This window comes from Streptomyces sp. 3330 (assembly GCF_031456635.1).
Classification (GTDB): Bacteria; Actinomycetota; Actinomycetes; order Streptomycetales; family Streptomycetaceae; genus Streptomyces.
In genome coordinates, this window is sequence record NZ_JAVDVA010000006.1 from 157,458 (window position 1) to 184,271 (window position 26,814).

At 73.7% G+C, this 26,814-nt stretch carries 26 protein-coding genes and 1 riboswitch; of the genes, 17 read left to right on the forward strand and 9 right to left on the reverse strand.

The genetic code is table 11. From position 1 onward, the window contains the following. Positions 1-412 precede the first annotated feature (412 nt). The 8 genes from J2X68_RS12740 to J2X68_RS12775 all read left to right on the forward strand — a co-directional run bounded on the left by J2X68_RS12740 (position 413) and on the right by J2X68_RS12775 (position 8,516). Positions 413-1,195 carry an ABC transporter ATP-binding protein gene (locus tag J2X68_RS12740; protein ID WP_310432599.1) on the forward strand — a complete coding sequence of 261 codons (783 nt, stop codon included), beginning with the start codon at positions 413-415 and terminating at the stop codon, positions 1,193-1,195. Continuing rightward, positions 1,192-2,067 (forward strand): ABC transporter ATP-binding protein, encoded by an 876-nt coding sequence (locus tag J2X68_RS12745; RefSeq protein WP_310432600.1) that lies wholly within the window; start codon positions 1,192-1,194, stop codon positions 2,065-2,067. The genes J2X68_RS12740 and J2X68_RS12745 overlap by 4 nt, the downstream gene beginning before the upstream one ends. Beyond that, a complete protein-coding gene (locus tag J2X68_RS12750) occupies positions 2,064-2,960 on the forward strand; it encodes a branched-chain amino acid ABC transporter permease (RefSeq protein WP_310432601.1) in 897 nt (298 codons plus the stop codon). Before J2X68_RS12745 ends, J2X68_RS12750 begins: the two co-directional genes overlap by 4 nt. Next, positions 2,953-4,065: a branched-chain amino acid ABC transporter permease gene (locus J2X68_RS12755; RefSeq protein ID WP_310432602.1), complete on the forward strand. Its 1,113-nt coding sequence runs from the start codon at positions 2,953-2,955 to the stop codon at positions 4,063-4,065. Before J2X68_RS12750 ends, J2X68_RS12755 begins: the two co-directional genes overlap by 8 nt. Next, positions 4,062-5,339, forward strand: a complete 1,278-nt coding sequence (locus J2X68_RS12760; RefSeq protein ID WP_310432603.1) for an ABC transporter substrate-binding protein — start codon at positions 4,062-4,064, stop codon at positions 5,337-5,339. The genes J2X68_RS12755 and J2X68_RS12760 overlap by 4 nt, the downstream gene beginning before the upstream one ends. A 169-nt stretch (positions 5,340-5,508) precedes the next feature. Next, positions 5,509-6,369, forward strand: coding sequence for an aldo/keto reductase (locus J2X68_RS12765; protein ID WP_310432604.1), 861 nt, complete (start codon positions 5,509-5,511; stop codon positions 6,367-6,369). Between the two features lie 26 nt (positions 6,370-6,395). Beyond that, entirely contained in the window at positions 6,396-8,165 is a 1,770-nt protein-coding gene (locus J2X68_RS12770; RefSeq protein ID WP_310432605.1) for an ABC transporter ATP-binding protein, read from the forward strand. Positions 8,166-8,270: 105 nt separating this feature from the next. Further along, a complete protein-coding gene (locus tag J2X68_RS12775) occupies positions 8,271-8,516 on the forward strand; it encodes a DUF5133 domain-containing protein (RefSeq protein WP_310432606.1) in 246 nt (81 codons plus the stop codon). Positions 8,517-8,581: 65 nt separating this feature from the next. Here the strand turns inward: J2X68_RS12775 and tgmB are convergent, their stop codons facing one another. The 3 genes from tgmB to J2X68_RS12790 all read right to left on the reverse strand — a co-directional run bounded on the left by tgmB (position 8,582) and on the right by J2X68_RS12790 (position 10,287). Beyond that, positions 8,582-9,568, reverse strand: a complete 987-nt coding sequence (gene tgmB / locus J2X68_RS12780; protein WP_310432607.1) for an ATP-grasp ribosomal peptide maturase — start codon at positions 9,566-9,568, stop codon at positions 8,582-8,584. A gap of 16 nt (positions 9,569-9,584) precedes the next feature. Further along, positions 9,585-9,776, reverse strand: a complete 192-nt coding sequence (gene tgmA, locus J2X68_RS12785) for a putative ATP-grasp-modified RiPP (RefSeq protein ID WP_020129087.1) — start codon at positions 9,774-9,776, stop codon at positions 9,585-9,587. A gap of 223 nt (positions 9,777-9,999) precedes the next feature. After that, positions 10,000-10,287, reverse strand: a complete 288-nt coding sequence (locus J2X68_RS12790; RefSeq protein WP_310432608.1) for a DUF1232 domain-containing protein — start codon at positions 10,285-10,287, stop codon at positions 10,000-10,002. A gap of 227 nt (positions 10,288-10,514) precedes the next feature. Here J2X68_RS12790 and J2X68_RS12795 point away from each other — a divergent pair, with 227 nt between their 5' ends. Continuing rightward, positions 10,515-11,612: a hypothetical protein gene (locus tag J2X68_RS12795; protein WP_310432609.1), complete on the forward strand. Its 1,098-nt coding sequence runs from the start codon at positions 10,515-10,517 to the stop codon at positions 11,610-11,612. Positions 11,613-11,634: 22 nt separating this feature from the next. Here J2X68_RS12795 and J2X68_RS12800 read toward each other — a convergent pair whose 3' ends face one another. The 4 genes from J2X68_RS12800 to J2X68_RS12815 all read right to left on the reverse strand — a co-directional run bounded on the left by J2X68_RS12800 (position 11,635) and on the right by J2X68_RS12815 (position 16,633). Then, positions 11,635-13,746, reverse strand: coding sequence for a xanthine dehydrogenase family protein molybdopterin-binding subunit (locus tag J2X68_RS12800; protein WP_310432610.1), 2,112 nt, complete (start codon positions 13,744-13,746; stop codon positions 11,635-11,637). Then, positions 13,743-14,738, reverse strand: coding sequence for a xanthine dehydrogenase family protein subunit M (locus J2X68_RS12805; protein ID WP_310432611.1), 996 nt, complete (start codon positions 14,736-14,738; stop codon positions 13,743-13,745). The genes J2X68_RS12800 and J2X68_RS12805 overlap by 4 nt, the downstream gene beginning before the upstream one ends. Positions 14,739-14,788: 50 nt before the next feature. Next, on the reverse strand, positions 14,789-15,349 hold the full coding sequence (locus J2X68_RS12810; RefSeq protein ID WP_310432612.1) for a 2Fe-2S iron-sulfur cluster-binding protein: 561 nt from the start codon (positions 15,347-15,349) through the stop codon (positions 14,789-14,791). 123 nt (positions 15,350-15,472) lie between these two features. Beyond that, positions 15,473-16,633, reverse strand: a complete 1,161-nt coding sequence (locus tag J2X68_RS12815; protein ID WP_310432613.1) for a hypothetical protein — start codon at positions 16,631-16,633, stop codon at positions 15,473-15,475. Between the two features lie 543 nt (positions 16,634-17,176). Between J2X68_RS12815 and J2X68_RS12820 the strand changes: the two genes are divergently transcribed. The 4 genes from J2X68_RS12820 (at position 17,177) to J2X68_RS12835 (ending at position 20,843) form a co-directional block, all read left to right on the forward strand. Further along, positions 17,177-18,223 (forward strand): enoyl-CoA hydratase/isomerase family protein, encoded by a 1,047-nt coding sequence (locus J2X68_RS12820; RefSeq protein WP_310432614.1) that lies wholly within the window; start codon positions 17,177-17,179, stop codon positions 18,221-18,223. A gap of 166 nt (positions 18,224-18,389) precedes the next feature. Next, positions 18,390-18,464: riboswitch (cobalamin riboswitch) on the forward strand. A gap of 61 nt (positions 18,465-18,525) precedes the next feature. Continuing rightward, the gene (locus tag J2X68_RS12825; RefSeq protein ID WP_310432615.1) at positions 18,526-18,747 is read left to right on the forward strand and encodes a CbtB-domain containing protein; all 222 of its coding nucleotides are present in this window, start codon (positions 18,526-18,528) and stop codon (positions 18,745-18,747) included. Positions 18,748-18,771: 24 nt separating this feature from the next. Further along, positions 18,772-19,533: a CbtA family protein gene (locus J2X68_RS12830; protein ID WP_310432616.1), complete on the forward strand. Its 762-nt coding sequence runs from the start codon at positions 18,772-18,774 to the stop codon at positions 19,531-19,533. A 221-nt stretch (positions 19,534-19,754) separates the two neighbouring features. Beyond that, positions 19,755-20,843, forward strand: a complete 1,089-nt coding sequence (locus J2X68_RS12835; RefSeq protein ID WP_310432617.1) for an FAD-dependent oxidoreductase — start codon at positions 19,755-19,757, stop codon at positions 20,841-20,843. 44 nt (positions 20,844-20,887) lie between these two features. Here J2X68_RS12835 and J2X68_RS12840 read toward each other — a convergent pair whose 3' ends face one another. Further along, positions 20,888-21,199, reverse strand: coding sequence for a helix-turn-helix transcriptional regulator (locus tag J2X68_RS12840; protein WP_310432618.1), 312 nt, complete (start codon positions 21,197-21,199; stop codon positions 20,888-20,890). A 66-nt stretch (positions 21,200-21,265) separates the two neighbouring features. Between J2X68_RS12840 and map the strand changes: the two genes are divergently transcribed. From map to J2X68_RS12860, 4 genes are all read left to right on the forward strand, one after another. Continuing rightward, positions 21,266-22,048 (forward strand): type I methionyl aminopeptidase, encoded by a 783-nt coding sequence (gene map, locus J2X68_RS12845; RefSeq protein WP_310432619.1) that lies wholly within the window; start codon positions 21,266-21,268, stop codon positions 22,046-22,048. Positions 22,049-22,349: 301 nt separating this feature from the next. Then, positions 22,350-22,862, forward strand: coding sequence for a peptide-methionine (S)-S-oxide reductase MsrA (gene msrA, locus J2X68_RS12850; RefSeq protein WP_310432620.1), 513 nt, complete (start codon positions 22,350-22,352; stop codon positions 22,860-22,862). 543 nt (positions 22,863-23,405) lie between these two features. Continuing rightward, complete coding sequence (locus J2X68_RS12855; protein WP_310432621.1) at positions 23,406-24,977, forward strand: protein kinase domain-containing protein; 1,572 nt, start codon at positions 23,406-23,408, stop codon at positions 24,975-24,977. A 227-nt stretch (positions 24,978-25,204) separates the two neighbouring features. Then, entirely contained in the window at positions 25,205-25,966 is a 762-nt protein-coding gene (locus tag J2X68_RS12860) for an alpha/beta fold hydrolase (RefSeq protein WP_310432622.1), read from the forward strand. 85 nt (positions 25,967-26,051) lie between these two features. On the opposite strand, the gene J2X68_RS12865 is transcribed toward J2X68_RS12860, so the two are convergent. Beyond that, positions 26,052-26,753: a response regulator transcription factor gene (locus J2X68_RS12865; RefSeq protein WP_310432623.1), complete on the reverse strand. Its 702-nt coding sequence runs from the start codon at positions 26,751-26,753 to the stop codon at positions 26,052-26,054. Between the last annotated feature and the right edge of the window lie 61 nt (positions 26,754-26,814).

Genomic DNA, 26,814 nt, shown 5'->3' on the forward strand with positions numbered 1-26,814 from the left:
CTGAACACCTGCCCTCGCCCACCCGCCGGGACCCCTGGCCCCCGGGCGCCCTCGCCTCACCCCGAGGCCCCGCCCTGCCGCAGATGTCTGCGTTCCGCGTCCCCGGACGGTCCCGGACCGTCGCCGGAACGACCGGGGTGCGTCCGTCCCGGCGCCCACCGCCCCCGCGCCCCGGGACGACCGCGTCCCTCCTCTCCCCTGAGCCCCGGCATGCCCTCTGGCCACCCGGGTCACGGTCGCGCGGCTGTGCGCGGGTCGTCGGCCTGGGCACCCGCACAACCCCGCCGACCTCCCGTTGGGGTGGCGCAGCGACCCCGGGTCCGTGCCTGTACCACTCCTCCTCCGTCGTGTTGTCGTGAGCTCCCCTTCCCCCGAAACTCCGTGCCCGCCGGCACGGACCCGAGGAGCCGCGATGCCCGGAGTACCCCCGCAGGAGCAGCCCGCGCTGCACGTCGAGGGTCTCGACGTGACGTACGGGCGGGCCTTGTCAGCCCTGCGCTCCGTGTCCCTGACCGTCCCGCACGGCGCGGTCGTGGCGCTGCTGGGCGCCAACGGCGCCGGCAAGTCCACGCTGCTGCGGGCGGTGTCGGGCACCCTGCGCCTGCACCGCGGCACCGTCACGGCCGGCCTCCTCCGCTACGGCGACACGGTCCTGGACGGACGTGACCCGGTGGCGGCGGTGCGGGCCGGCGTCGTCCAGGTCCCGGAGGGCCGCCGGGTCTTCGCCGGCCTGACCGTGGAGGAGAACCTCCGCACCGGCGGCCTCGGCCTCGGCCGACGGGCGCCCGAGCAGGTCCGGGAGGCCCGCGACCGCGTGTACACGCTGTTCCCGGTGCTCGCCGAGCGTGGTCGCCAGGCGGCCGGTCTGCTGTCCGGGGGAGAGCAGCAGATGCTGGCCATCGGCCGGGCGCTGATGGCCGCGCCGCGGCTGCTCCTGCTCGACGAGCCGTCCCTCGGCCTGGCCCCGCGCATGGTGTTCCGGATCGCCGAGGTGATCCGTGAGATCAACGCCCAGGGCACGGCCGTCCTGCTGGTCGAACAGAACGCGGGCATGGCGCTGTCCCTCGCCGACCACGCCTACGTCCTGGAAGTGGGCGAGGTCCGGCTGTCCGGCCCGGCCGACGACCTCGCGAGCACGGACGCCGTACGGCGCCTGTACCTCGGTGACGACGCCGGCGACCAGGGGGCCGCGTGAGCCTGCGCCCCACCACCGCCACCGCCCCCGGCCGCCTCGCGGCGGCGCCCCCCGAACTCCGGGTCCGGGACGTGACGGTGCGCTTCGCCGGGCTGACCGCCCTGGACACGGTGTCGTTCACCGTGGCCCCGGGGTCGGTGCACGCCCTGATCGGCCCCAACGGCGCAGGGAAGTCCACCTGCTTCAACGTCCTGTCGGGGCTGTACCGCCCGGTGTCCGGAGAGGTCCGGCTCGGCGACGAGAGCCTCACCGGTCTCGCGCCGCACCGGATCGCCGCCCTCGGCGTGGCCCGCACCTTCCAGAACATCGTCACCACCGAGGGCACCGTCGCCGACAACCTCATGCTCGGCCGGCACGTCCTCTCCCGCTCGGGCTTCGCCGCCACCGCCCTGCGCCTGCCCCGGGCGGTGCGCGAACAGCGCGCCCACCTCGGCCGGGCCCGGGAGATCGCCGAACTCACCGGACTGGCGGGCCGCTTCGACACGCCCGTCGCCCTGCTGTCGTACGGCGACCGCAAGCGCGTGGAGCTCGCCCGGGCGCTGTGTCTCGAACCGCGCGTCCTGCTGCTCGACGAGCCCGTCGCCGGCATGAACGGCGCCGAACGCTCCCGGACGGTCGAGGTGATCCACACCGTCCGCGCGGAACTCGGCCTGTCCGTGCTGCTGGTGGAGCACGACATGGGCCTCGTGATGCGGCTGGCCGACGAGGTCACGGTGCTCGATTTCGGCCGCTGCATCGCCCACGGCAGCCCCGACGAGGTCCGCCGCCATCCCGAAGTGCTGCGCGCCTACCTCGGCACGCCCGGGGACGACACCCCCGCGCAGGACACCGCCCTCGAAGAGGAAACCGACTCCGAAGGGGACCCCGCATGACCGCCTTCCTCGACAGCATCCTCACCGGGCTCGCACTCGGCGCGGTCTACGCCCTGGTCGCGCTCGGCTTCGTCGTCATCTTCAAGGCGTCGGGGGTGCTCAACTTCGCCCACGGATCGCTGCTGCTGTTCGGCGGCTACCTCGTCGCCGTCCTCCACGACGACCTCGGTTTCGCCGGCGCCCTCGCGGTGGCCGTCCTCGCGACCGCCGCGCTCGCCGGGGCCCTCGACCGGCTGCTGCTGCAGCGCGGAGACCCCGATCCGAAGGCCGCCCATGTGCAGACCATCGTCACCATCGGTGTCGACATCGTGCTGCTCACCGACCTCTCCCGGCGCATCGGCGGCGACCTGCTGACCCTCGGCGACCCGTGGGGCGATTCCGTCACCCGCCTGGGCTCGGTGACCGTCGCGGACAGCCGGCTCGCGGCGATCGCCGTCTCCGCCATCGCCATCGGCGCCGTCTTCGCCCTCTTCCGCTTCACCTCCTGGGGACTCTCCCTGCGGGCCGCGGCGGAGGACACCGAGGCCGCCGCCCTGATGGGCATACGGCTGAGCCGGGTGCGGATGCTCGCCTGGTGCCTGGCGGGCGCGCTGGCCGCCCTGGCCGCCGTGTTCCTCGCCGCGTTCCCCGCCCCCGGGCTGGAACGGGCCACCGGTCAGATCGCCCTCAAGGCCTTCCCCGCGGCGATCCTCGGCGGCCTGACCTCGCCGCCGGGCGCCCTGGCCGGCAGCCTGCTGATCGGCCTCACCGAGGCCCTGGCGGCCGGCTACCAGTCCGAACTGCACGTGCTGGGCGAGGGGTTCGGCGACGTCGCCCCGTACGCCGTCATGGTCGCCGTCCTGCTGGTGCGGCCCACCGGACTCTTCGGCGCGAAGGGAGCGGCTCGTGTCTGAGCGGATCCCCAAGGGCGCCGTCGTGCTCCTGGCAGCGCTCCTGCTGTGCGCGCCGCCCTTCTACCTGGACGCCTTCTGGCTGCGCATCGGCCTGTTCTCGATGGCCGCCGCCATCGGCGCCGTCGGCCTCGGCCTGCTCACCGGCACCGCCGGCCAGCTCTCCCTGGGCCACGCCTTCTTCCTCGCGGTGGGCGCCTACGGCTACACCTGGCTGGCCGGGGAACCCGGCCCCGGACTCCCGAGCGCGCTCGCCGCGGTCCTCGCGGTGCTGCTCGCCGGGGCGGCGGGCGGACTGTTCAGTCCCGTCGCCGGGCGGGTGCGCGGCATCTACCTGGGCGTCGCCACGCTCGCCCTGGTCTTCCTGGGCCACCACGTGCTGCTCACCGCCGACACCGTCACCGGCGGGTTCAACGGCCGCTCCGTGCCGCCGCTGAGCATCGGCGGGTTCTCCTTCACCGACGACGACCCCGGACTCGTCGTCCTCGGTGTGCCGTTCGGCGCCGAGGAACGGCTGTGGTTCCTCGGCCTCGCTCTCCTGGCCGTCACCTGGTGGACCGCGCGCGGCCTGCTGCGCGGACGTCCGGGGCGGGCCCTCGCGGCCCTGCGCGACAGCGAGACCGCGGCCGCGGTGATGGGCGTCGACGTCGCCCGCCACCGCTCGGCGGCCTTCGTGGTGTCGTCGATGTACGCGGGCCTCGCGGGGGTGCTGCTGGCGCTGGCCTTCCGCCGGGTCGTCCCCGACTACTTCGGCCTGGCGCTCTCGGTCGACTACCTGGCGATGATCGTGATCGGCGGGCTCGGCTCGGTGGCCGGGGCCGCCGCGGGCGCCGTCTTCGTCACCGCGCTGCCCCTGCTGATGACCCGTTACGCCGACCAGCTGCCGCTGGTGACCGCCCCCGGCACCGCCGACGGCGGAGTGGGCCCGACCGAGGCCGCCCGCTACCTCTACGGCGCGGCGATCGTCCTGGTCCTGCTGTACGCCCCCGACGGACTGAGCGGCGTCACCCGCCGCCTGCGCACCCGTCTGCGCCCCGCCTCCCCGGCCGCGGCGCCCGCCACCCGTCCCTCCGCCTCCGCCGTCCGAACCAAGGAGCCCACCCCGTGAACCGCACGCACCACACCCACCGCCTCCCCGGAACCCTTCTCGCCGCCGCCCTCGCGGCCCTGCTCGTCGCGGCCACCGGCTGCAGCTCCAAGGCGGACGGCGACAGCGGCTCCGACAGCGCCGACGGTGTCAAGTCCGGCCCCGGAGTGACCGAGAAGACCATCAGACTCGGCGCCCTCACCGACCTGACCGGCCCCTACGCCACCCTCGGCAAGAGCATCGTGCAGGCCCAGCAGATGTGGGCCGACGAGACCAACGCCGCCGGCGGCATCTGCGACCGCAAGGTCGAGATCGTCGTCAAGGACCACGGCTACGACGTGCAGAAGGCCGTCACCGCGTACGCCGACCTCTCCCCGGACGTGGTCGCGCTGCCGCAGGTCATCGGGTCCCCGGTGGTCGCGGCCCTGCTCGACGACATCGAGAACGACCACCTGCTCACCTTCCCGCAGGCCTGGGCCGCCTCGCTGCTCGGCAAGGACTCCGTCCAGGTCATGGGCACCACCTACGACATCGACATGATCACGGCCGTCGACTTCCTCACCCGCACCAAGGGCCTCGCCAAGGGCGACTCCGTCGGACACGTCTACTTCGAGGGCGACTACGGCGCCAACGCCCTGGAGGGCTCGACCTGGGCGGCCGAGAAGGCCGGCCTGAAGATCGTCCCGCAGAAGATCAAGGCGACGGACACCGACCTGACCGCCCAGGTGTCGGCGTTGAGCAAGGCGGGCGTGAAGGCCGTCCTGATCAGCGCGGGCCCGGCCCAGACGGCGTCGCTGGTCGGCGTCGCGGCCTCCCGCGGGCTGAAGGTGCCCGTCGTCAGCAGCGCCCCCGGCTACGCGCCGCAGCTGCTAAAGACGCCCGCGGCTCCCGCCCTGCTGGGCATGCTGAGCGTGGTCAGCGCGGCGCCCGCCGTCAGCGCGGACCTGCCCGGCGTGCAGAAGATGGTGACGGCGTACGGGAAGAAGTACCCGGCCTCCCCGGTGGACTCCGGGGTGCTGTCCGGGTACAACGCCGCCCAACTGCTGGGCGCCGACCTGAAGAAGGCCTGTGCGGCCGGCAGCCTCGCCCGGGAGGACGTGGTGAAGGCGCACCGCGGGCAGAAGAGCGTCGACACCGGACTCGGCTCCCCGCAGAACTTCTCCGACGTGTCCCGGCCCGCCGCCCTGTCGACCTACGTCCTCAAGCCGGACGCGAAGGCGGTCGGCGGCCTGGTGGGCCTGGAGGACGCGCACCAGGCGCCGGGTGTGACGGAGTACCTGGCGGGCCGCTCCTGACCCGCGCCTGCGCGATTCAGCGGCCCCGGTGCTGAATGCGTTCGCTTATCTCCATTGGACCCGCGGCCGACGGCGGGGCCAGGCTGGAGGACGTCCGGTGCACCGCGATCACCTCCCGGTGCACCGGACTCACCCCTGCCCGCCCGCATCCGAAAGAGGTCGCGAGCCCATGCAGACCCGCCGTATCGGTGACCTGGACGTCAGCGCGATCGGCCTCGGCGCCATGCCCCTGTCGATCGAAGGACGCCCGGACGAGGCACGGTCCCTCGCCACGATCCACGCCGCGCTGGACGCCGGGGTCACCCTGATCGACACCGCCGACGCCTACCACCTCCACGCCGACGAGGTCGGCCACAACGAGACCCTGATCGCCAGGGCCCTCGCCCGCCACGACCTCGGACGGGACGTCCTGGTCGCCACCAAGGGCGGCCATCTGCGCCCCGGCGACGGCAGTTGGACCCTGGACGGCAGCCCCGGGCACCTCAGGACGGCCTGCGAGGCCTCGCTGCGCCGGCTCGGCGTGGAGGCCATCGGCCTGTACCAGTTCCACCGCCCCGACCCGCGGATCCCCTACGAGGAGTCCGTCGGCGCGGTACGGGAGCTGCTGGACGAGGGCAAGATCCGCGCCGTCGGCGTCTCCAACGCGAACCCCGAGCAGATCGGACAGGCGAACGACATCCTCGGCGGGCGCCTGGTCGCCGTGCAGAACCAGTTCTCCCCGGCCTTCCGCTCCAGCGAGCCCGAACTGCGCCTGTGCGACGAGCTCGGCATCGCCTTCCTGCCCTGGAGCCCGCTCGGCGGCATCTCCCGGGCCCGTGAACTGGGCTCCTCCTACGCCCCGTTCGCGCATGTGGCCGAGGCCCACGGGGTCAGCCCGCAACGGGTCTGCCTGGCCTGGATGCTCGCCAGGTCACCGGTGGTGGTGCCCATCCCCGGCGCGAGCCGCCCGGAGACGATCCTCGACTCCCTCGCCGCGACGGACCTCGTCCTCACCGCCGCCGAACTCGCCGAGCTGGACGCCGTCGTCTGACACGACCACCAGGAGGACCGCCGTCCATGGCGTCGTCGTACGAAAGACCGCTCGACCACCGTTACCGGGGCGAGCACCCGATCCGCACCCTCGCCTACCTCCTGCGCGCCGACCGGCGCAGCCTCGCCGGCGCGGTCGGCGTGTTCACGGTCAAGCACAGCCCGGTGTGGCTGCTGCCGCTGATCACCGCGTCCCTCATCGACACCGTCGTCCAGCACCAGCCGATCGGCAGACTCTGGACGAGCACCGGCGTCATCCTGTTCATCCTGCTGGTCAACTACCCCCTGCACCTCCTCTACGTGCGGCTGCTCTACGGCAGCGTCCGCCGCATGGGCACCACCTTGCGTTCCGCGCTGTGCACCCGAATGCAGCAGCTGTCCATCGGCTACCACTCCCGGGTCAGCGCCGGCGTGCTCCAGGCCAAGGTGGTGCGGGACGTGGAGACCGTGGAGCAGATGGTGCAGCAGACCGCCGAGCAGGGGCTCGGCGCGCTGACCGTGCTCACCGGCGGACTCGTCATCATCGCCGTGCGCACCCCCGAGTTCGTGCCCGTCTTCCTCGTCGTCGTGCCCGTCGCCGCCCTCCTCGTGGACCGCCTCAGGGCCCGGCTGCGCAGCCACAACGAGGACTTCCGGCACGAGGTGGAGACCCTGTCCTCGCGCGTCACCGAGATGACCCGCCTGATCCCGGTCACCCGCGCCCACGGGCTCGAGGGCAAGGCGCTGCGCCGCATGGACGGCACCCTGAGCCGGCTGCTCACCTCCGGCATGCGCCTGGACCTGCTCAACGGCCGCTTCGGCTCGCTGGCCTGGGTGCTGCTCAACGTGATCGGGGTGCTCGTCCTCACCGGCGCGGCGCTGATCTCGTACTACGGCGTCTGGGGCGTCACCGCCGGTGACGTCGTCATGCTGAGCGCCTTCCTGACCACCCTGACCAACTCCACCACCACCCTGACCGGACTGGCCCCGGTCATCACCAAGGGCCTGGAGTCGGTGCGTTCGGTCGGCGAGGTCCTCCAGGCGCCCGAACTGGAGGACAACGAGGGCAAGTCGGAACTCAGCGCGCTGCACGGCTCCGTGACCTTCGAGGACGTCGGCTACGCCTACGACGGCGGCAGCACGGCGGTGCGCGACTTCACCCTCTCGGTCACCCCCGGGGAGACGGTCGCCCTCGTGGGGGCGTCCGGCGCGGGCAAGTCCACGGTGCTGAGCCTCGTCATCGGTTTCATCCGGCCGACCTCGGGCCGGGTGCTGCTCGACGGGACCGACATGAACAGCCTGGACCTGCGCACCTACCGCAGGTTCGTGTCGGTGGTGCCGCAGGAGTCGATCCTCTTCGACGGCACGATCCTCGAGAACGTCGCCTACGGCATGGAGGACGAGAGCGACGAGGAGACCGTCCGCGCGGCCCTGCGCGACGCCAACGCGCTGGAGTTCGTCGACCGGCTCCCGGAGGGCCTGCACACCCTTGTCGGGGAGCGCGGGGCACGGCTGTCGGGCGGGCAGAAGCAGCGGCTCGCCATCGCCCGCGCCCTCATCCGGGACCCGAAGGTGCTGGTCCTGGACGAGGCGACGTCCGCGCTGGACACCCGCTCCGAGGCGCTCGTCCAGCAGGCCCTCGCCCGGCTGCTGCGCGGCCGCACCACCTTCGTGGTGGCGCACCGGCTGTCCACCGTGCGCGGCGCGGACCGGATCGTGGTGATGGGGGAGGGGCGGATCCTGGAGACCGGTACGCACGAGGAGCTCCTGCGCCGGGGCGGCGCGTACACCGAGCTGCACAGCGGCCAGGTCGCCTGAGCGCGGATGGCCGGATCGTGACACCGGCGGGTGACATTCCCGCCCGCCGTGCATGATTCGGCCGGGTCCGGGCACACGCAGCGCAAACAGGAGAGAGGGGCGCTCGTGATCGTTCCGGACCCGAAGGTCGCCAGGACGCTGCTGACCCGCTACGCGACGCTGAGGATCGCTCAGGCGGAGTGGGACAACCCGCAGACGGCTCGTGAACTACAGGACGTGACGTACACCTTGTGCGTGCTGATGGACACGCCCGACGTCCGGGAGGCGCTCGCCGCGGCGGACGCCCTGCTCGAGTCCGCGGCGGCGGTGCCGGCCCGCGACCCGGAGAGCGGGCTGTCCCTGGCCGTCTGAGGGCGGCCCCGAGCCGGATCCCGCGCGGCGGTGCGCCCCGGCGGCGCCCGCCGCGCCCGGGCGGGTCACGAGGCGGCGGAGCCGCACCGGTCGGCCTGCCGGGCGTCGCGCTCCGGGGGCTCCGCGGCCAGCCACTCCGCGATGGTGCGGGCGATCGGCTGCCCGGTGTCCACCTCCACGAAGCCGAACTGGCCCGACTGGTTGCACTCCAGGAACCACCACGTCCCGTCGGCGTCCTCCGCGAAGTCGAAGGCGCCGTAGGCCAGTTCCGCCTCCCTCAGATATCTGCGCACGGCCTCGGCGAGGCGTGGCGGGACGTCGACGGGACGCCACGGCCCGGCCGAGGGGGAGTAGCGCACGTCCACCACGTCGGGGTCGCCGCCGGGGGCCGTCTCCTTGCGGGCGGCCAGGATACGGTCGCCGACCGCGGTCAGCCGGATGTCGGCCCGCTTGGCCACCCGGCGCTGGAGCAGGGTCGGACCGTAGGCGACGGCGGCGAAGTCCGCGCCCGGCGGGACCCGGGTGGTGGGCACCGCCCGGGGCGGGTCCTGGGGGTGCGCCCCGGACACCGGCTTGACCACCAGATCCGGGTAGCGGTCCGCGAACTCGCGGGCGGCCTGCGGGAACGTGGTGACGATCGTGGCCGGGACGGGAAGCCCGCTGAGTTGCGCGAGCCGCAGCTGCCACGGCTTGTGCCGGGCGCGCCGGGACGCGTCCGGGTGGTTCATCCAGCGTGCCCCGGTACCGCGGAGCATGCCGTACAGCGCCTGTGAGGCCTCCTCCGTGAGCCACGCGGACGGCTGGGCCGCCCGGGCCGCCGCCGCGCCCGGCCGCCGGACCCAGACCGACCGCAGCCCGTCGAGGCTCACCAGCCGTCCGGCGGACGACAGGTGGCCCCGGAAGGCCCCGTGCACGTACTCCCCGGAGAGCGCGACGGAGTGGGTCAGGTCGGCCGGGTCCAGCCGGACGACGGGGACGCTCGCGGCGTTCAGGTGCACGACCACCATGTCCGCCGTGACGTCCTCTTCACAGGTAAGGATGAGCACGGTCATTTTCGTCGGCCCGTGTTCAGTCGTCGAAGTGGGTCTTGGAGCCCGCCGTCGAGGTCGTGGTGCCGAGTTCTCTCAGGAGGGCGTGGTCACGAGCGGCGATCCGGCCGTCGAGAGTGACGTTCAACTGCATTCCGGGGTCGTAGGCGTACGGAGTGCTGAACTCCAACTCGGCCGCAGGGCGCGCGTAGTTGAGCGTGAACGGTTGCATCGTCTCTCCCTCGTCGGTACTGCTTCGATCAAGCGGTGCCGCTGTGCGACGTCACTCGGGCCCGCTGCGTGGTGCTGGATAGGTGCGTCCTTCAGTCACTTATACGAATCGAACGGGTGGTTGGTTTCCTTACTCTCCGTGATCACCGCGCGGTCGGGCGCCGAACAGGGCGCGGAGCAGGGGAGATCGGGTCGAGCAGGGGTGAAAACCTCTTCCCGGACGGTCAGTCGGGGAGGCGCTCGGGCGCGCCGCCGGGGGTGCGGCGCAGGGAACGCAGGGCGAGCAGGAGGACGCCGATGTCGTCGAGGTAGACGGGGTCCGGCAGTACGTCGGTGGGAAGCACGAAGTACAGGACCGCTCCCCAGAACACCCAGCGCGGTCCGGTGGGAAGCCCTGCTCGTCTCAGGCCGCGGCGGGCGCGGACCAGACGCACGAGCACGGTGGCGGCCACGGCGAAGAGCGCCGCGGCGGCCAGCACCGCGACGACGACGAGCGTGGTTGGCGCATCCACGGGCCCTCCCGAATGGTCCGTCGCGCGGCGTCTGCTCCTACTCGAATTCCCCGCTTTCGGTTCACGGATTCCCCATTCCCGCGGGATTACCGCATCGGACGAGGCTCACACGGCTGCCGCGTCCGAGTGGCGCGGTGCGCCGGACGGCCCCTGTAATGGGCAGGGTCACGTCGCGTGTCGCATCTCGGGGGTGCAGAGGCGACCGCACCCTCCAGAGAGAGCTCAGCATGATCACCCGCTCCACACGGCCCGTCACGGACCGTTCCGTCCCACCCCTCGCCGCCGCTTCCGCCGCAGCCCCCACCACACCGCCCCCGATGCCGCCGGCCGCCCCCGTCCACCAACCGGACGCCGGCCCGCCGGGCGGGACCGGCCCCGCGTACCCCGACCCCGTCGACGGTCTCCTCCACGCCGCGGCGGCCCACCGGCCGCTGGAGGACGTCGCCCGGCTCGTCACCCTGCTCGAACAGTCCGAGGGGGGCGGGGACGCGGCGGCCGGCGTGCTGCGCGTGGTCGGCACCGACCGGCCCCTGGAGGACGTGCCCCGGCTGGTGGACGTGCTGTCCCGGCCGCCGCACGACGCCGACCACGCCGGTCACATGATCCGCGCCGCGGCCGAGAGCCGCTCCGTGGAGGAGGTCACCCTGCTCATGGCGCTGCTGCACCGCGCTCCCCTCGCACCGCACTGCGGCGAGGAGGCGGTCCGCACAGCTGCCACCCACCGGCCGGTCGAGGAGGTCGTGGAACTCGTCGAGCGGCTCGCGCGCCGGCGGGCCGGCCTGGCGGAGCACCCGGCGGCGCCGCCGGGTGACGGGCCGCCCGCGCCGTCCCCCGCGGACCCGGCCGGCGCCGAACTCCGGCCCACGGCACCGGCGTCGGCGCAGCCGCCTCCCCAGCCGCCGCGCACGGCGCCGGACCGGCCCGGAGCGGTCGTGCCGTGGCCGGGACGGGCCGCGGCCCTGGCGCTGGCCCTGTGCGGCGCCGCACACGTCCCCGTGCACCACGACGGCGTCCCGCCGGGCCTCCTGGCGGCCCTGTGCGCGGCGACCGCGATCTGCCTGCTGCTGGCCCTGCTGCTGACCCGCGGCCCCGGTCCGGCGCTGCTCCTGGCGGCCGTTCTGGTGCCGACGGCGCTGGCCGGCGCCCAACTCCTCGCCCGGCGCGCCGGGACGACGGGACTGTCCGGGTTCACGGAGGCCGCCCTCGCCCCGGCCTGGCTCGCCGCCCCGGTGGCCGCCGCCGCGGCGCTGACGGCCCTGCTGGCGCTCCTCGTGAGCCTGCTGGACGGACGGCGGACGCCCGTGGCGCCGAGCACGGCGGACTGACGTCCCGCCCGCCCGGCGACGGTTAGCCGGGCATCGGGTGCTGAGGGGCCTCCAGCAGGCCCGTCAGCACCCGGTCGGGCGTGAGCGGCGGTTCGCGGAAGCGGACGCCGGTGGCGTGGTGCACGGCGTTGCCGATGGCCGCCGCCGTGCCCACGATGCCGATCTCGCCGATCCCCTTCCCTCCCACGGGGTTGAGATGCGGATCGTCCTCGTCGATCCAGTGCGCCTCGATGTCCGGGACGTCGGCGTGCGCGGGCACGTGATAGGCCGCGAGATCCGACTCGGCGAAGTCGCCGAAGGCGGCGTCGAGGGTGCTGCCCTCGGTCAGCGCCATGCCCAGGCCCATGGTCATCCCGCCGACGAACTGGGAGCGCGCGGTACGGGGGTTGAGGATGCGTCCGGCCGCGTACACGCCGAGCAGCCGGCGCACCCGTACCTCGCCGGTCACCGTGTCCACGGCGACCTCCGCGAAGTGCGCCCCGAACGCGTGCCGTGCGAAGGGACTTTCGGCGTCGGCCGCCCCCTTGGTGTCGGCGTGCTCCGCCAAGCCCTCCTCGGGCAGCGGACCCTGACGTTCCGCCAGCCGCGCGGCGAGCTGCGCGCAGGCGTCGTGCACCGCCCAGCCCCAGGAGGCGGTGCCCGAGGAACCGCCCGCCAGCGGAGCCGCGGGCAGATCACTGCTGCCCACCCGGATCCGCACCCGCTCCAGCGGCGTCCGCAGGGCGTCCGCGGCGACCTGCGCGAGGACCGTGCGGGCGCCGGTGCCGATGTCCGCCGCGTTCACCTCGACGAGGAAGGAACCGTCCGGCAGGGCCCGCACGGCCGCCCTCGACGGATACACCTGCACCGGGTACGTGGCGGCGGCCACGCCGGTCCCGAGCAGCAGCGGGCCTGCGGCGCGCGACCGGGGCCGGGGATCCCGGTCGGACCACCCGAACCGGCGGGCGCCCTCGCGCAGGCATTCGACCAGGTGCCGGCTGCTGAACGGCTTGCCGCTGTCCGGTTCGGTCGCCGGCTCGTTGCGGATCCGCAGCTCGACCGGGTCCGTCCCGACCGCCTCGGCCAGCTCGTCCATCGCCGACTCCAGGGCGTACATGCCCGGCGCCTCGCCGGGAGCGCGCATCCACGACGGCGTGGGCACGTCGAGCCGGACCACGCGATGCAGGCTGCGCAGGTTCGGGGCGGCGTACATGACGCGGGACGGGATGCCCGCGTACTCGACGAACTCCTTGATCCGTGACGTGTAGGTGGTCACCTCGTGCACGAGCGAGGTCAGCCGGCCGACGGAGTCCGCGCCCAGGCGCAGCCGGTGCAGGGTGGACGCCCGGTGGCCGACGGTGGTGGGAAGCATGCGGCGGGGCAGGACCACGGTGACCGGCCGGCCGGTGTGCCAGGTGGCCAGCGCGGCGAGCACCACGTCCGGCCGGGGCGTGCCCTTGGACCCGAAACCGCCGCCGACATGCTCGGCGACGACCGTGATCCGCTCGTCGGCCAGCCCGAACATCGCGCCGAGCACGGCGCGCACCACCGTGCTGCCCTGGCTGGAAGTGTGCACCGTGAGCCGTTCCCCGTCCCAGTGCGCGGTGCTGGCGTGCGGCTCCATGGGGTGGTTGTGCAGGGGCGGCACCCGGTAGCCGACGTCGACCCGCACGTCCGCGTCGGCGAACGCGTCGTCGGGGTGCCCCCATTCCCGTACGCCCGGGAACGTCCCGTTGATCTTCTCGGGGACGTACGCCTGCGGGTGCGTCCCGGTGAGCATGACGTCGGGCTTCTCCTCGGCGCAGACGACCCGCACGGCGGCCGCGCCGGCCCGGGCGGCCTCCGGGCTCTCGGCCACCACCAGGGCCACGAACCAGCCCCGGTTCGGCACCTCGGGGCTCTGCAGCACGGCGAGGGTGGCGTCGTCCGCCGAGGCCAGGCGGGGCGCGTTGCGATGGGTGAGCACGGCGACGACACCGGGCTGCGCCAGCGCCGCGCCGTCGTCGACCTCGGTCACCCGCCCCCGCGCGACCGGCGCCGGGACGGGACGGGCGAACAGCCGCCCGGGGAGGTGGTGTTCGGCGGCGTAACGGGCGGTCCCGGTGACCTTCTCCCGGCCCTCCCTGCGCTCGGCGGGAGCGCCCACGGCGGTCATGAGTCCTCCTCGTGCGGCACCAGTCGCGTCAGGACGTCGACGGCGAGGTTGCGGGCCAGCGGCACCTTGTACGCGTTGTCGCGCAGCGGTCTGGCCTCGGACAGCTCCAGCTCGGCGGCGTGTTCGAAGGCGGCCCGGGTGGGGGCCGCGCCCAGCAGCGCCTCCTCCGCCCGCCGGGCCCGCCACGGGCGGTGGGCCAGCGCCCCGAAGGCGATCCGCACATCGGCGACGACCCCGTCGGCGACCTCGAGGACCACGCCGACGGAGGCCAGCGCGAAGGCGTACGACGCCCGGTCGCGGGCCTTGCGGTACGCGGACGGCAGCCCGGCCGCGGCGGCGGGCAGCAGGACGGCGGTGACGAGCTCGCCGGGTTCGATCACGGTGTCCCGTTCCGGCTCGTCCCCGGGCAGCCGGTGGAACCCGGCCGCCGGCACCCGGCGCACGCCCGCCGTGCCGTACAGCTCGACCTCGGCGTCCAGCGCGGCCAGCGCCACCGCCATGTCCGAGGGGTGGGTGGCGATGCAGTGGTCGGACTGTCCGAGCACCGCGTGGTCGCGGTGCACGCCGTCCCGCGCGGCGCAGCCGCTGCCCGGCTCCCGTTTGTTGCAGGGCTTGGAGACGTCCTGGAAGTAGGGGCAGCGGGTGCGCTGGAGCAGGTTCCCGCCGGTCGTGGCGGCGTTGCGCAGCTGACCCGAGGCGCCCGCGAGCACCGCCTGGGAGAGGACGGGATAGCGGTCCCGGACGCCCGGGTGGGCCGCGAGGTCGCTGTTGCGGACCAGGGCGCCGACGCGCAGCGACCCGTCCGGCAGCTCCGTCACCTCGTTCAGCGGGAGCCGGGTGACGTCGACGAGGGCGGTGGGCCGTTCCACGCCGAGCTTCATCAGGTCGACGAGGTTGGTGCCGCCGCCCAGATAGCGTGCGCCCGGGTGCGCGGCGAAGGCTGCGGCGGCCTCCGCGAGGCTGCCGGCCCGTACGTAGGCGAAGGTTTCCACGGATCACGTCCTCTGGTTGCCCCGGTCGCGGCCCCGGACCGCAGGCCCGGTCATGTGCCGCCCGCCCCGGTCACGTCCTCGACCGCGTCCACGATGCGCGGATACGCGCCGCAGCGGCACAGATTGCCGCTCAGCCGCTCGCGGATCTCGTCCCGGTCCAGCGCGACGGGCCGTCCGGAGGGCGCCGCCGGGTCCGTGACGTGCGAGGGGTGGCCCGACTCGGCCTCGGCGAGCGCGCCCACCGCGGAGCAGATCTGCCCCGGCGTGCAGTACCCGCACTGGAAGGCGTCGCGTTCCAGGAAGGCCTGCTGCAGCGGATGCGGGTCCTCGCCGTCGGCGGACAGGCCTTCGACGGTCGTCACGTCGCTGCCGTCCAGGGCGACGGCGAGCAGCAGACAGCTGTTGACGCGCCGCCCGTCCACGAGGACCGTGCACGCGCCGCACTGACCGTGGTCGCAGCCCTTCTTCGCCCCGGTGAGGTCCAGATCCTCCCGCAGGACGTCCAGCAGCACGCGCCGGTGGTCGACGGTGAGGGTGTGCGGCTTGCCGTTGACGCGCAGCGTCGTGTCGCTTCGGTGGGGCGACGACCGGGGGCCGTGCTCACTGCCCATGTCCTGGTCCCTTCCGGGGCGGTCCGTGGTGCCGTGGGGACCGCGTATCCAGAGTGGGGCGAGTGACACGTCCCGGTACGAGGGAATTCGGCCCCGGACGCCCGGCGGGCCCCGGAGGAACGCCTACCGGCCGGTCCCCTCGGGCGCGTCACCGCCCGTGGCGCCCCCGGCGCCTGCCGGACGGTCGTGTTCCGACGGCTCGACCCGGGCCGCGGGCGCGGCCGGCGCCAACGGGCGCAGGCTCTTGGTCGTCTCCCTGAACCGCTCCAGGGTCCGGCCCAGCTGCTGGAACGGCGAGCCGCTCTTCCTGGCCGGCGCCTGCCGCGGTTCCACGGCCTCGGCGGCCGCCTCGCGGTACGCGGCCAGCGCCTCGTGGGCGTGCTCGGCGGCCTCCCGGTACAGGTCCCGGGACTCCGTCATCGCCTCCAGCGCCTCCTTGTACATCACCACGAGCTTGCGTTCCCGGGCGAGCTCCTCCTCCGGGGTCAGCAGCTGCCACTCCTCCCGCAGCGCGGTGAGCGCGGCGTCGGCGTCCTCCGGCAGCGGCCTGGGCAGCGCCGCGAAGCGCCGTACCGCGTCCAGCAGCTCGGTGGGATGCGTCCCGTCCAGGAACACGCTGCGCACCGAGTGGTCGGCGGCGTCGTAGTCGGCCGGAGCGGGGATGCCGGGCAGCACCAGCGCCCCGCCGCGCGGCACCTCCACCCCGGACTCCTTGAGGGCCCAGTTCACGGTGCGCAGCTGGTGCGGGGCCGCGCGGTGCTCGATGACCCGGTGGTGCAGGCCGGGCGGCAGCAGCGGCACCAGCGACCGCCGGCCCCGCTCGTCGGGCGTCATCGCCTCGTGCACGACGAGATGGATCGTCCAGGCGTCCCGCAGGGCGCCCCGGAGCACGCGCCGCAGCTCCTTCTCGTCGGCGGGGAGCGGGTTGGTGGTGAGGAAGCGCTCACCGGTGACGGTCTCGTTGCCCCACGGCGTGTCCGCCTCCCAGGACCAGAACATCCCGGCGGGCGACGGCCACCGCTGGTCCCACGGCCGTTCCGCCTCCGCCGTCAGCGTCCACTCCTGGCCCTGGCCCGACCACTCGGCGAGCCTCAGCCGGGCACGGACCGTCACCTCCTCCGCGATCAGCCACCGGGCTTCGAAGGCCGTCTCCCCTTCGGGGGTGTCGGTGTCGGGCAGCTCCATGAAGTCCTGGACGGTCTCGGCGTCCTTGAGTGCCTGAAGGTGTTTGCGCAGGACGTCCGGGGCGGTGGGGCCGGTGTGACGGCCACGGGTCTGCCACACCGTGGAGGGCGTCGTGGGCGGAACGGTCGCGGAGATGTGTGTCAGTCCATTCGTGAGGGTGGTGACGGCGTGCGTAGGCCAGTATCACTCGCCGCCGGGGGCGGGCGATCAAGCGGGGCGGTGGCACGGACACCCGCGGGCGCCCCGCCGGGATGTGCCTTCCCCGGTGCGGCCGAGGTCACGCGTCCGGATCCGGCCGCGGGCCGGCGGTCCCGTGAGGGGGTGTGCGCCACTCGTACGGGGTGTGCGCGGTTCACCACGGCCGGCGCCCCCGCACTCGTGGGCCCGCCGTGCTCCGGGGCCCGAGAATCGGAGCCGGTGGACAGGGCTCGCCCACCATCCGCGTCGGGGCGAGCCCTGTCCGCGCGCCCGGGGCGCCGGATGCCCGGTGGGCGGCTCGGCTCCCCCTGGCGACGGGGCCGGGGCTTCCTCGGTGAGCACGGTACGGAGAAGATCGTCCATGACCTGTGCGTACGGCACCCTGGAAGGAAGAAGCGAGATCATGCGCGTCAACGTGGCCCGCGGCCTGGCGGAGGCATCCGGATGAACGACGTCGAGGACCCCGTCCTGCTGCACACCACCGGCCGGGCCGCCCACATCACGCTCAACCGCCCGAGGGCCATCAACGCCCTGAACCACACGATGGTGCGCCGCGTCGACGCCGCGCTGACGGCCTGGGAGCGCGACCCGGCCGTCGAGACCGTCGTCCTCTCCGGCGCGGGGGAGCGCGGCCTGTGCGCGGGCGGCGACATCCGTGCCGTCCACGACGACGCCCGCGACGGCGACGGCACCGCCTCGGCCGCCTTCTGGCGCGACGAGTACCACCTCAACGCCCGCATCGCCCGCTACCCCAAGCCCTACGTCGCCCTGATGGACGGGATCGTCATGGGCGGCGGTGTCGGCGTCTCCGCGCACGGCAGCGTGCGGGTCGTCACCGAGCGGTCGAGGATCGCGATGCCCGAGACGGGCATCGGCTTCGTGCCGGACGTCGGCGGCACCTACCTGCTCGCCCGCGCCCCGGGCGAACTGGGCACCCATCTCGCCCTGACGGGTGCGCAGATCGGCGCCGGGGACGCCGTGGCGTGCGGGCTCGCCGACCACTGCGTGCCGTCCCGGTCGCTTCCCGATCTCCTCGCCGACCTCGCCGTCCTGCCCGTCGGGGACGCCCTGGAGCGTCATGTGCGGCCCTTGCCGGAGGGCGAGTTGGCCGGCCGGCGGGAGTGGATCGACGCCTGCTACGCGGCCGGCACCGTGGAGGAGATCGTCCGACGGCTGTGCGCCCACGGCGATCCCGCGGCGAAGGAGACGGCGGAGATCCTGCTCGCCAAGTCGCCCACCGCGCTCAAGGTCACCCTGGCCGCCGTGCGCCGAGCCCGGCGGCTCGGGTCGCTGGAACGCGCGCTGGAGCAGGAGTTCCGCGTCTCCTGCGCGGCCCTGACCACGCCCGACCTGGTCGAGGGCATCCGCGCCCAGGTCATCGACAAGGACCGCGCGCCGTGTTGGTCGCCCGCCACCCTCGACGAGGTGTCCGCGGCCGACGTGGAGCGCTTCTTCGCCCCGCTCGGCGAGCGCGAACTCGGGCTCGTCTGACGGGGCGCCATCTCGCGGGCACCCCCGTCGCGTCCGTCCGGCGGGCGGGGCCGGCGTGGTGATCCGGGCCACTCGGCCGCGGAGAGCGGAATCACGCCAGGCGGGGCGGTATTGGCCGGGGGCCCGGCACGCGGTACCGTCGCTCTGATATCGACGACGGCGAGACGGAAGCCGGTGAGAACCCGGCACGGTCGCGCCACTGTGGACGGTGAACCCCGAAGGGGCGCACCGCGAGTCAGACCCGTGGCCGTCGTCATGTGCACCACCGAGATGGGACGCGAACTCCCAGAGGAGGTCCTGCCATGGCGCAGCATGTCGCCCAGCCGACTGCCAGCACGCCTGCCGTACCCGCCAAGCTGCCGCTGAAGGACATCGCCCCCTGGGCGGTCTTCTTCGGCGTCCTGATGCTGGTCCTGCTGTACTTCGTCGGCGCGGAGCAGGGCGCTACGGCCGTCGTCTCCGGCGAGGACGTTCACGAGTGGGTGCACGACGCCCGCCACCTGCTCGGTTTCCCCTGCCACTGACCCGAGGGGAACCCCAGCACCTCCATGAACTCCACAACGGTAAGAAATCTGCTCGTGCGGGGCATGCTCGCCGGTCTCGCCGCCGGCGTGCTCGCCCTGATCGTCGCCTACTTCCTCGGTGAACCGAACGTCGACAGCGCGATCGGCTTCGAGGAGTCCCACGCGCCGGCCCACGAGCACCACGAGGTGGAACTCGTCTCCCGCAGCCTCCAGTCCACCGCGGGCCTCGCCACCGGCGTGCTGATCTACGGGGTGGCCTTCGGCGGCATCGCCGCCCTCGCCTTCTGCTTCGCCCTCGGCCGCGTCGGCCGCTTCGGCCCCCGGGCCACGGCACTTCTGCTGGCGGGGAGCGCCCTGCTCGCCGTGTACGTCGTGCCCTTCCTGAAGTACCCGGCGAACCCGCCCGCGGTGGGCGACCCCGACACCATCGGCAAGCGCACCACCCTGTACTTCCTGATGATGGTGCTCGGCGTGCTGCTCGCGGTCGCCGCGGTGATGCTGGGCAAGCGGCTCGCACCGAGGCTGGGCGCCTGGCACGCCACCGTCGCCGCCGTCCTCGGCTTCGTGCTCGCCATCGGGTCGGCCTACGCGTTCCTGCCCGCCGTCAACGAGGTGCCGAGCGACTTCCCGGCCGCCCTGCTGTGGCGGTTCCGGCTGTCCGCCCTCGCCATGCAGGTCACCCTCTGGGCAGGCTTCGGCCTCGTCTTCGGAGAGCTGGCCGAACGGCTGCTGCACCCCAGGCCCGCGACGGTGACCGCGGGCACGCCGGTGGCCGCCCCGCACTGACGACACCGGCACGACGACCCGCCGAAAGGGGCCCACGGAACCGTCCGGGGCCCCTTTCGGCGCGCCGTCCGGCGCCGGGGCGCCCGTCGGCGATCGGCGCCCCGGACACCCGCCCGCCCCCACCACCGGGAACCCCCGGACCTGGCCACCCGTACGATCAGGGCTGGTGCCACGGTCCGCGGTCCGCTCGCGGGCGCCGGCCGGACTCCCGGGGAGGGAATGTGATCGCCGTCGTCGGCGCCGGACTCATGGGCGCGGCCACCGCCTGGCAACTGGCCCGCCGAGGCCACGAGGTCACGCTCGTCGAGGCGTACGACATCGGCCACCGGCACGGGAGTTCGCACGGCAGCTCACGGATCTTCCGGCGGGCGTACGCCGACCCCTTCTACGTACGGCTGACCGGACAGGCGTACGAGCAGTGGCGGGAGTTGGAGCACGACGGCTCGACCTCCTTGCTGCGCACGACCGGTGGGCTCGACATGGGCGAGGACCACGATCCGAAGGTGATCGCCGACCTCTTGGGGGCGGCCGGAGTGCCCCACGAGATCCTCGGCCCGGAAGCCGCCGCCGAACGCTGGCCGTACATCCGCGTCACCGGACCGGTGCTCCACCACCCGGACGCCGGCGTGGTCGACGCCGACCGGACCGTCGGGACCTGCGTCCGGCGGGCGATCGCCCACGGAGCGCGAGTGATCACCGGCGCCCGCGTCACCGGCGTCGACGCCGGGGGAGGCGAGAGGGTGCGCCTGCACACCGACGACGGCCGCGAGATCGTCGCCGACACGGTGGTGCTCGCGGCTGGGGCCTGGCTGCCCGAGCTCGAACTGCCCTTCGCCCTGCCGGCGTTGGCGGTGACCCAGCAGCAGGTCTTCCACTTCCCGCAGCGGGACCCGTCCGTCGCGTGGCCGACCCTGATCTGGGACGGGGCGCTGCACCTGTACGGGCTGCCGTCCGGCGGCGACGGGGGCCCGCGCCCCGCGGTCAAGGTCGCCGAGCACGACCGCGGCACACCGGCCACCGCCCGCACCCGCAGCGCCGTCGTGGACCCGTCGTCACGGACGCGGGTGAGCGGGTTCGTGCGCGACCGCCTCCCGGGCCTCGAGCCCGACCCCGTCGCCGAGACGACGTGCCTCTACACCACCACCCCGGACGAGGACTTCGTCCTGGACCGCCGGGGCCCCTTCGTCGTCGTCTCGCCGTGCTCGGGACACGGCGCGAAGTTCGCGCCGCTCATCGGCGCGATGGCGGCCGACCTCGCCACCGGCCGCGCCGAGGCCCATCCCCGCTTCCGCCTGGGCCGCACGGCGTAGGACGCGTCGGCCCGCGAGCCCGCCCACTCCATGCGGAGGGGGTGTCAGGAGACCAGCGAGGGACGCCGTACGACGGGCAGGGCCGACCGGTCCCCGACGGTTCGCTCCGCCCGATCGGTCTCGATCTCGGCCCAGACGGCGTCGAGAGACAGCCCGAGGGTGCCGGCGATCGCCGCGACGGTCGGGAAGGAGGGGGTGGCCACACGACCGGATTCGATCTTCCGCAGGGTTTCCGGAGAGATGCGCGAGGCGAGCGCCACTTCCAGCATCGAGCGGCAGCCCCGGGCTCGGCGGAGCAGGGCGCCGAGGCGCTGTCCGCGTTCTACCTCGGCCGGGGTGAGCGGCAACCTGACCATGACCCTATTCTAATACCGGTACAGTGGGACCGGGATAGTTATTGGACGTACACGAGAGGTCCCCCCATGATCGAGATCCTCAATTCCGCGCGGCTCGAGCGGGCGAGGGGCACCGGCGCCCTGGTCGGAGACATCCTGCACACGCTGAGGCAGCGCAGCACCGTCGGGACGAACCTGCTGGACATCGACCAGTGGGCCAAGGAGATGATCACCGAGGCGGGAGCGCAGTCCTGCTACGTCGACTACGCGCCGTCCTTCGGGCGCGGCCCGTTCGGGCACTACATCTGCACGGCCGTCAACGACGCGGTGCTCCACGGGCGGCCTCACCAGTACACGCTCGAGGACGGGGATCTGCTGACCCTCGACCTCGCCGTGACCAGGGGCGGGGTGGCCGCGGACGCCGCGATCAGCTTCCTGGTGGGCGACGCCAGGCCGGCGGAGAGCGTGGCGATGATCGAGACGACCGAACGCGCGCTCGCCGCCGGCATCGCCGCCGCCAGGCCCGGAGCGCGCATCGGTGATCTCTCCCACGCCATCGGCGCGGTTCTCGCTGAGGCGGGCTACCCCGTCAACACCGAGTTCGGAGGCCACGGCATCGGCTCGACCATGCACCAGGACCCCCACATCTCGAACACCGGACGGCCGGGCCGCGGGTACACGCTGCGCCCCGGACTGCTGCTGGCCCTGGAGCCCTGGGTCATGGAGGACACCGCCGGCCTCGTCACCGACGCCGACGGCTGGACGCTGCGCAGCGCGACAGGCTGCCGGACCGCGCACAGCGAGCACACCATCGCCATCACCGACGACGGAGCCGAGATTCTCACCCTGCCCGCGCACGCACGACCGTAAGCGGGCGCTGTGACGCGTGGCCCGGCGGGCGGGCCGCCGTCGGTCCTCGTCGTCCTCGACAGCCGGAGCCGGCGCCGCCCCCACCCGGTCGTGTACGCCCGCCCCCCGGGCGGGCACGGGAGCCTCGTCGCACGCCTCACGTCGTCCGGACGCGCCTTTCGAATCGGTGAGGAGGATCGTCGGGCCCGGCGCGGAATTGTTCGGGCCTCTCACGTGCTGTTGTATCCACGAAGACCGGTACGTCGACGGTGTGCGCGCGAGCAGCGCGGGATCCGAGGCGAGAGAGACGGAAGGCACTGAGATGGCAGCGCAGACGCAGAGGGCCGTGCTTGCGGGCGGATGCTTCTGGGGGATGCAGGACTTGATCCGCAAGCTCCCCGGCGTGACGGCGACCCGGGTCGGCTACACCGGGGGTGACGTGCCGAACGCGACGTACCGCAACCACGGCACCCACGCGGAGGCCATCGAGATCCTCTTCGACCCGGAGAAGACCGACTTCCGCACGCTCCTGGAGTTCTTCTTCCAGATCCACGACCCGAGCACCAAGAACCGCCAGGGCAACGACATCGGCCTCAGCTACCGCTCGGCGATCTACTACGTGGACGACGAGCAGAAGCGGATCGCCGAGGACACCATCGCGGACGTGGACGCCTCCGGGCTGTGGCCGGGCAAGGCCGTCACCGAGGTCGAGCCGGTGGGCCCCTTCTGGGAGGCCGAGCCCGAGCACCAGGACTACCTGGAGCGTTACCCCGAGGGCTACACCTGCCACTTCCCCCGCCCGGGATGGCGGCTCCCGGCCCGCACCCAGGGCTGAACCACTCGGCGGTCACCGGACGGCGGACGGCGGTCGGCGGTCGGCGCGGGGCACGGACGCCCGCGCGACCGTCCGAAGTACGAGCCCCAGGGGCGGTGACCGGCGGCGGGAACGGGCTCGGGGAGGCCTGAGGGGTGAAGTCCGGGTCCGTAAGGGCAGGAACGGGGGAGCGTCGGGGCACAGGGGAGGGCGCCGGGCGGGTCGCGCGTGACGCGCGGGCCGTGTGACGGGCCCTCCGCCGGGTCGGCGTCCCCCGGAACCCGGTGCTCCGAACAGCGCGGCGGCCGACGGGCATTCGCCCGCCGGCGTGCGGATGTCCGCGGTTTCCCCCGTGCCCGCCGGGTTCTCGCGATCCGGTCCGCCGTTCCCGGGAATTCCGCTGCCGGGCACAACTTCTGCTCCGTGCAGGCGAGTTGGAGTGTGAGCGACGGGTGAACCCGTCCGGCATACTTGCGGGCGCGGAGCACCCTGCTCACCAGCACGCAAGCCAGGGCCCAGCGCGTGGGTCCGAGCGCTGCAGCACACTTCCGGGGAACAGTCGTCATGAACAACCTTCAGCCTTCGGATCCGACGTCCATAGGCGGCTATCCGTTGCTCGGCCGGCTCGGTGCGGGCGGTATGGGGCAGGTGTACCTGTCCCGTACGGGTTCGGGCCGGCTGCTCGCGCTGAAGACGATCCGCGACGACCTCAGCTCCGAGCCGGGGTTCGAGGAGCGGTTCGCCCGCGAGATACGCAACAGCGACCGGGTCCGCTCGCCGTGGACCGTGACCGTCGTGGACTACAGCGCCCCGGGCCGGCGCCCGCAGTGGCTGGCCACCGAGTACGTGCCGGCGCCGTCGCTCGCCGACTGGGTCGCGGCCCACGGCCCGCTGCCGCGGACCGCGCTGCTCTCGCTCGCCGCCGAACTGTGCGGCGCCCTGCAGGCCGTGCACCAGGCCGGGCTCGCCCACCGGGACGTCAAGCCCGGGAACGTCCTGCTGGCCCGCGACCGGCCACGGCTGATCGACTTCGGCGTCGCACGGGCCGCCGACGACAGCCGGCACACCCATCTCGGCGTCTCGGTGGGCTCTCCCGGCTTCCTCGCGCCGGACCAGGCCGTCGGCAGCGTCGCCGCCGAACCCGCCGACGTGTTCTCGCTGGCCGCCACGCTGGTGTACGCGGCGACCGGACGCGGTCCCTTCTCGCGCGCGGGAGAGCAGATACCCGCGGCCACCCTGCTGTACCGGGTGGTCCACGAGGAACCCGACCTCACGGGCGTCCCCCCGGAGCTGGTGCCGCTGCTGACGGCGTGTCTCGACAAGGACCCGGCGGGGCGTCCGACCGCCGCGCGGCTCGGCGCATGGCTGGAGGAGAGGGGTGGCCGGTCGGGGCGATGGGCCGACGAATGCCCGACCGTGCTGGCCGGAGAACTGACCGCGACCGAGCACTCGGCACGCACCCTGGTCGATCTCGCGCACCACACCACCGTGACTCCCTCCGGTCGGCAACCGGCTCCGGCGACGAGGTCCGACACCGTTCTCGCGGCCCCGGCGGAGCCGCGCCGACGCCTTCGGCCCGCCGTGCTGCTGACCGCGGGCGTCGCGGCGGTCGCGGTCGTGACGGCCGTGGTGGCCGCCGTCCACTTCGGGACGCAGCGTTCCTCGGCCGGCTCCTCCCCGTCCGGGAAGGGGCGGTCGTCCCCTGCGGCCGCCTCGGCGACCGCGGAGAAGTCGCCGGCCGCCTCCACCCGGCAGCCGCAGCCCGGGCAGTCCCCGGCGGGCCAGGAGTCGCCGGCGGGGGACGGGGCGGCCAGGGTCGTACAGGCCCCGTTCGAGCTGGCCACCGGCGAGTCCGTGGCAGCCGCCTCCAGGAGTCTGATCATCCAGCAGGACGGCAACCTGGTGATCTACGACCAGGACCAGACGGCGCGCTGGGCCGCGATGACCAGCGGCGAGGGCAACACCGCCCGCTTCCAGGCGGACGGCAACCTGGTCGTCTACGACAGCGCCGGTCGGGCCGTGTGGGCCTCGCGGACCGATGGCCACCCGGGAGCGGTCCTCGTGTTCCAGGCCGACGGGAACGTGGTGATCAAGTCCGGCGACACCGTGCTCTGGGCGGCGGGAACGGCGAGCTGACGCTTCCGGCGCGGGGCGGGTCCGCACTCGGGTGAGGTGAACCCGGCCGGGGAGTGGGTTCGGCCAGGGCCCGGGGTGCCGGCGTTCGCGCTCGTCGGAGGAGTGCCGCGGGGCGAGCCCCAGAGGCCGCTCCCGTCCCCGGGGAGTCCCTGGAGCTTGCGCGGCAGCCCCATCGGCGACTCTGACTAAGCTTGCTTATATAAATATCTTTAGTTACCGTCCTCGTCATGACTCCGCACCTGACGCTCCTCGCATCCGGCCCCGCCGCCGGCCGCCCCGTCCTCGTCCTGCACGGTGGCGGCGGGCCCGCCACCGTCGCCCCGATCGCCGAGCACTTCGCCGCGACCGCGCCCACCCTGCTGCCCACCCACCCGGGCTGGAACGGCACCCCCCGGCCCGACGACCTCACCCGCGTGGCCGACCTCGCCGCCGTCTACCTGCGCCTCCTGCGGGACCGCGGGCTGTCCGACGTCCTGGTCGTCGGCTCCTCGCTCGGCGGCTGGATCGCCGCCGAGCTGGCCACGGCCGACACGGAGGGCCTGATCAGCGGGCTCGTCCTGATGAACGCGGTCGGCATCGAGGTCGACGGCGCACCCGTCCGGGACTTCTTCTCCCTCGACGCGCGCGGCGTCGCCGAGTACGCGTACCACGACGCCGAGCGCTTCTACGTCGACCCGGCGACCGTCCCGGCCGAACGGCTCGCCGCCCTCCGGGCCAACATGGCAGCCCTGCGCGTCTTCTCCGGCGGACCCGCCATGAGCGACCCCGCCCTCCGCCCCCGCCTCGCGGCCGTCACCGTCCCCACCCTCGTGCTGTGGGGCGAGAGCGACCGCATCGCGACCCCGGCGTACGGCAAGGAGTACGCCGCCTCGTTCGGAAACGCCCGCTTCGACGTCGTGCCGGAAGCGGGCCACCTGCCGCATCTCGAACAGCCCGCGCGCACCTTCTCCCTGCTCGACGGCTTCGCCGCGGAGACCGGACGCGCCTGAGGGCGCCCGGCGGGCGCGAGGGAAGCCGCAGCCGGGTCGGGGCCGCGGCCGGCGCGTCGCCCGGTTCCGGCGGAACCGGTCCCCGTCACCTGGTCCGGTGCTCGCTCGCCTCCGGCTGCTCCAGGTGCGAGGCGAGAACGGCGGCCTGGACCCGGCGCTGCACGCCCAGCTTGGCCAGCAGCCGGGAGATGTGGTTCTTGACGGTCTTCTCGGACAGGTAGAGCTTCTTGCCGATCTCACGGTTGGTCAGGCCGTCGCCGATCAGCGCCAGGATGTCCCGCTCGCGCGGCGACAGGCTCGCCAGCTCGGACGGCACGGCCGGGGTCTCCGCCGGGTCGGCCCGCAGCGAGCGCATCAGGCGGGCCGTGGTCGCGGGATCCAGCATCGACTGGCCCGAGGCGACCGTGCGGACCGCCGACACGAGGTCGGAGCCCTTGATCTGCTTGAGGACGTAGCCGGACGCCCCGGCCATGATCGCGTCGAGCAGCGCCTCCTCGTCGTCGAACGAGGTCAGCATCAGACAGGCCAGCTCCGGCATCTGGCTGCGCAGCTCCCGGCAGACGGAGATGCCGTCACCGTCCGGAAGGCGTACGTCGAGGACGGCGACGTCGGGGCGCAGGGCCGGGCCGCGGGCCAGCGCGTGGTCCACCGTGCCGGCGTCGCCGATCACCGTGATGTCGGGTTCGGCGTCGAGCAGGTCGGCCAGACCGCGACGGACGACCTCATGGTCGTCCAGCAGGAACACCCGGATCGGGTTCTGCTCGGTGAAGACGCGTGGCTCTGGCATGTGGCGACCCCTCGTTCCCCGACGGAGGACAGACGGTGAGCTGTCCATGATGCCGATCATC

Bases quoted from the DNA above. Each gene is read 5' to 3' on its own strand.
- J2X68_RS12740 (WP_310432599.1), top strand. From the start codon at position 413: ATGCCCGGAGTACCCCCGCAGGAGCAGCCCGCGCTGCACGTCGAGGGT.
- J2X68_RS12750 (WP_310432601.1), top strand. From the start codon at position 2,064: ATGACCGCCTTCCTCGACAGCATCCTCACCGGGCTCGCACTCGGCGCG.
- J2X68_RS12765 (WP_310432604.1), top strand. From the start codon at position 5,509: ATGCAGACCCGCCGTATCGGTGACCTGGACGTCAGCGCGATCGGCCTC.
- J2X68_RS12770 (WP_310432605.1), top strand. From the start codon at position 6,396: ATGGCGTCGTCGTACGAAAGACCGCTCGACCACCGTTACCGGGGCGAG.
- tgmB (WP_310432607.1), bottom strand. From the start codon at position 9,568: ATGACCGTGCTCATCCTTACCTGTGAAGAGGACGTCACGGCGGACATG.
- tgmA (WP_020129087.1), bottom strand. From the start codon at position 9,776: ATGCAACCGTTCACGCTCAACTACGCGCGCCCTGCGGCCGAGTTGGAG.
- J2X68_RS12795 (WP_310432609.1), top strand. From the start codon at position 10,515: ATGATCACCCGCTCCACACGGCCCGTCACGGACCGTTCCGTCCCACCC.
- J2X68_RS12800 (WP_310432610.1), bottom strand. From the start codon at position 13,746: ATGACCGCCGTGGGCGCTCCCGCCGAGCGCAGGGAGGGCCGGGAGAAG.
- J2X68_RS12810 (WP_310432612.1), bottom strand. From the start codon at position 15,349: ATGGGCAGTGAGCACGGCCCCCGGTCGTCGCCCCACCGAAGCGACACG.
- J2X68_RS12820 (WP_310432614.1), top strand. From the start codon at position 17,177: ATGAACGACGTCGAGGACCCCGTCCTGCTGCACACCACCGGCCGGGCC.
- J2X68_RS12825 (WP_310432615.1), top strand. From the start codon at position 18,526: ATGGCGCAGCATGTCGCCCAGCCGACTGCCAGCACGCCTGCCGTACCC.
- J2X68_RS12830 (WP_310432616.1), top strand. From the start codon at position 18,772: ATGAACTCCACAACGGTAAGAAATCTGCTCGTGCGGGGCATGCTCGCC.
- J2X68_RS12840 (WP_310432618.1), bottom strand. From the start codon at position 21,199: ATGGTCAGGTTGCCGCTCACCCCGGCCGAGGTAGAACGCGGACAGCGC.
- map (WP_310432619.1), top strand. From the start codon at position 21,266: ATGATCGAGATCCTCAATTCCGCGCGGCTCGAGCGGGCGAGGGGCACC.
- msrA (WP_310432620.1), top strand. From the start codon at position 22,350: ATGGCAGCGCAGACGCAGAGGGCCGTGCTTGCGGGCGGATGCTTCTGG.
- J2X68_RS12855 (WP_310432621.1), top strand. From the start codon at position 23,406: ATGAACAACCTTCAGCCTTCGGATCCGACGTCCATAGGCGGCTATCCG.
- J2X68_RS12860 (WP_310432622.1), top strand. From the start codon at position 25,205: ATGACTCCGCACCTGACGCTCCTCGCATCCGGCCCCGCCGCCGGCCGC.
- J2X68_RS12865 (WP_310432623.1), bottom strand. From the start codon at position 26,753: ATGCCAGAGCCACGCGTCTTCACCGAGCAGAACCCGATCCGGGTGTTC.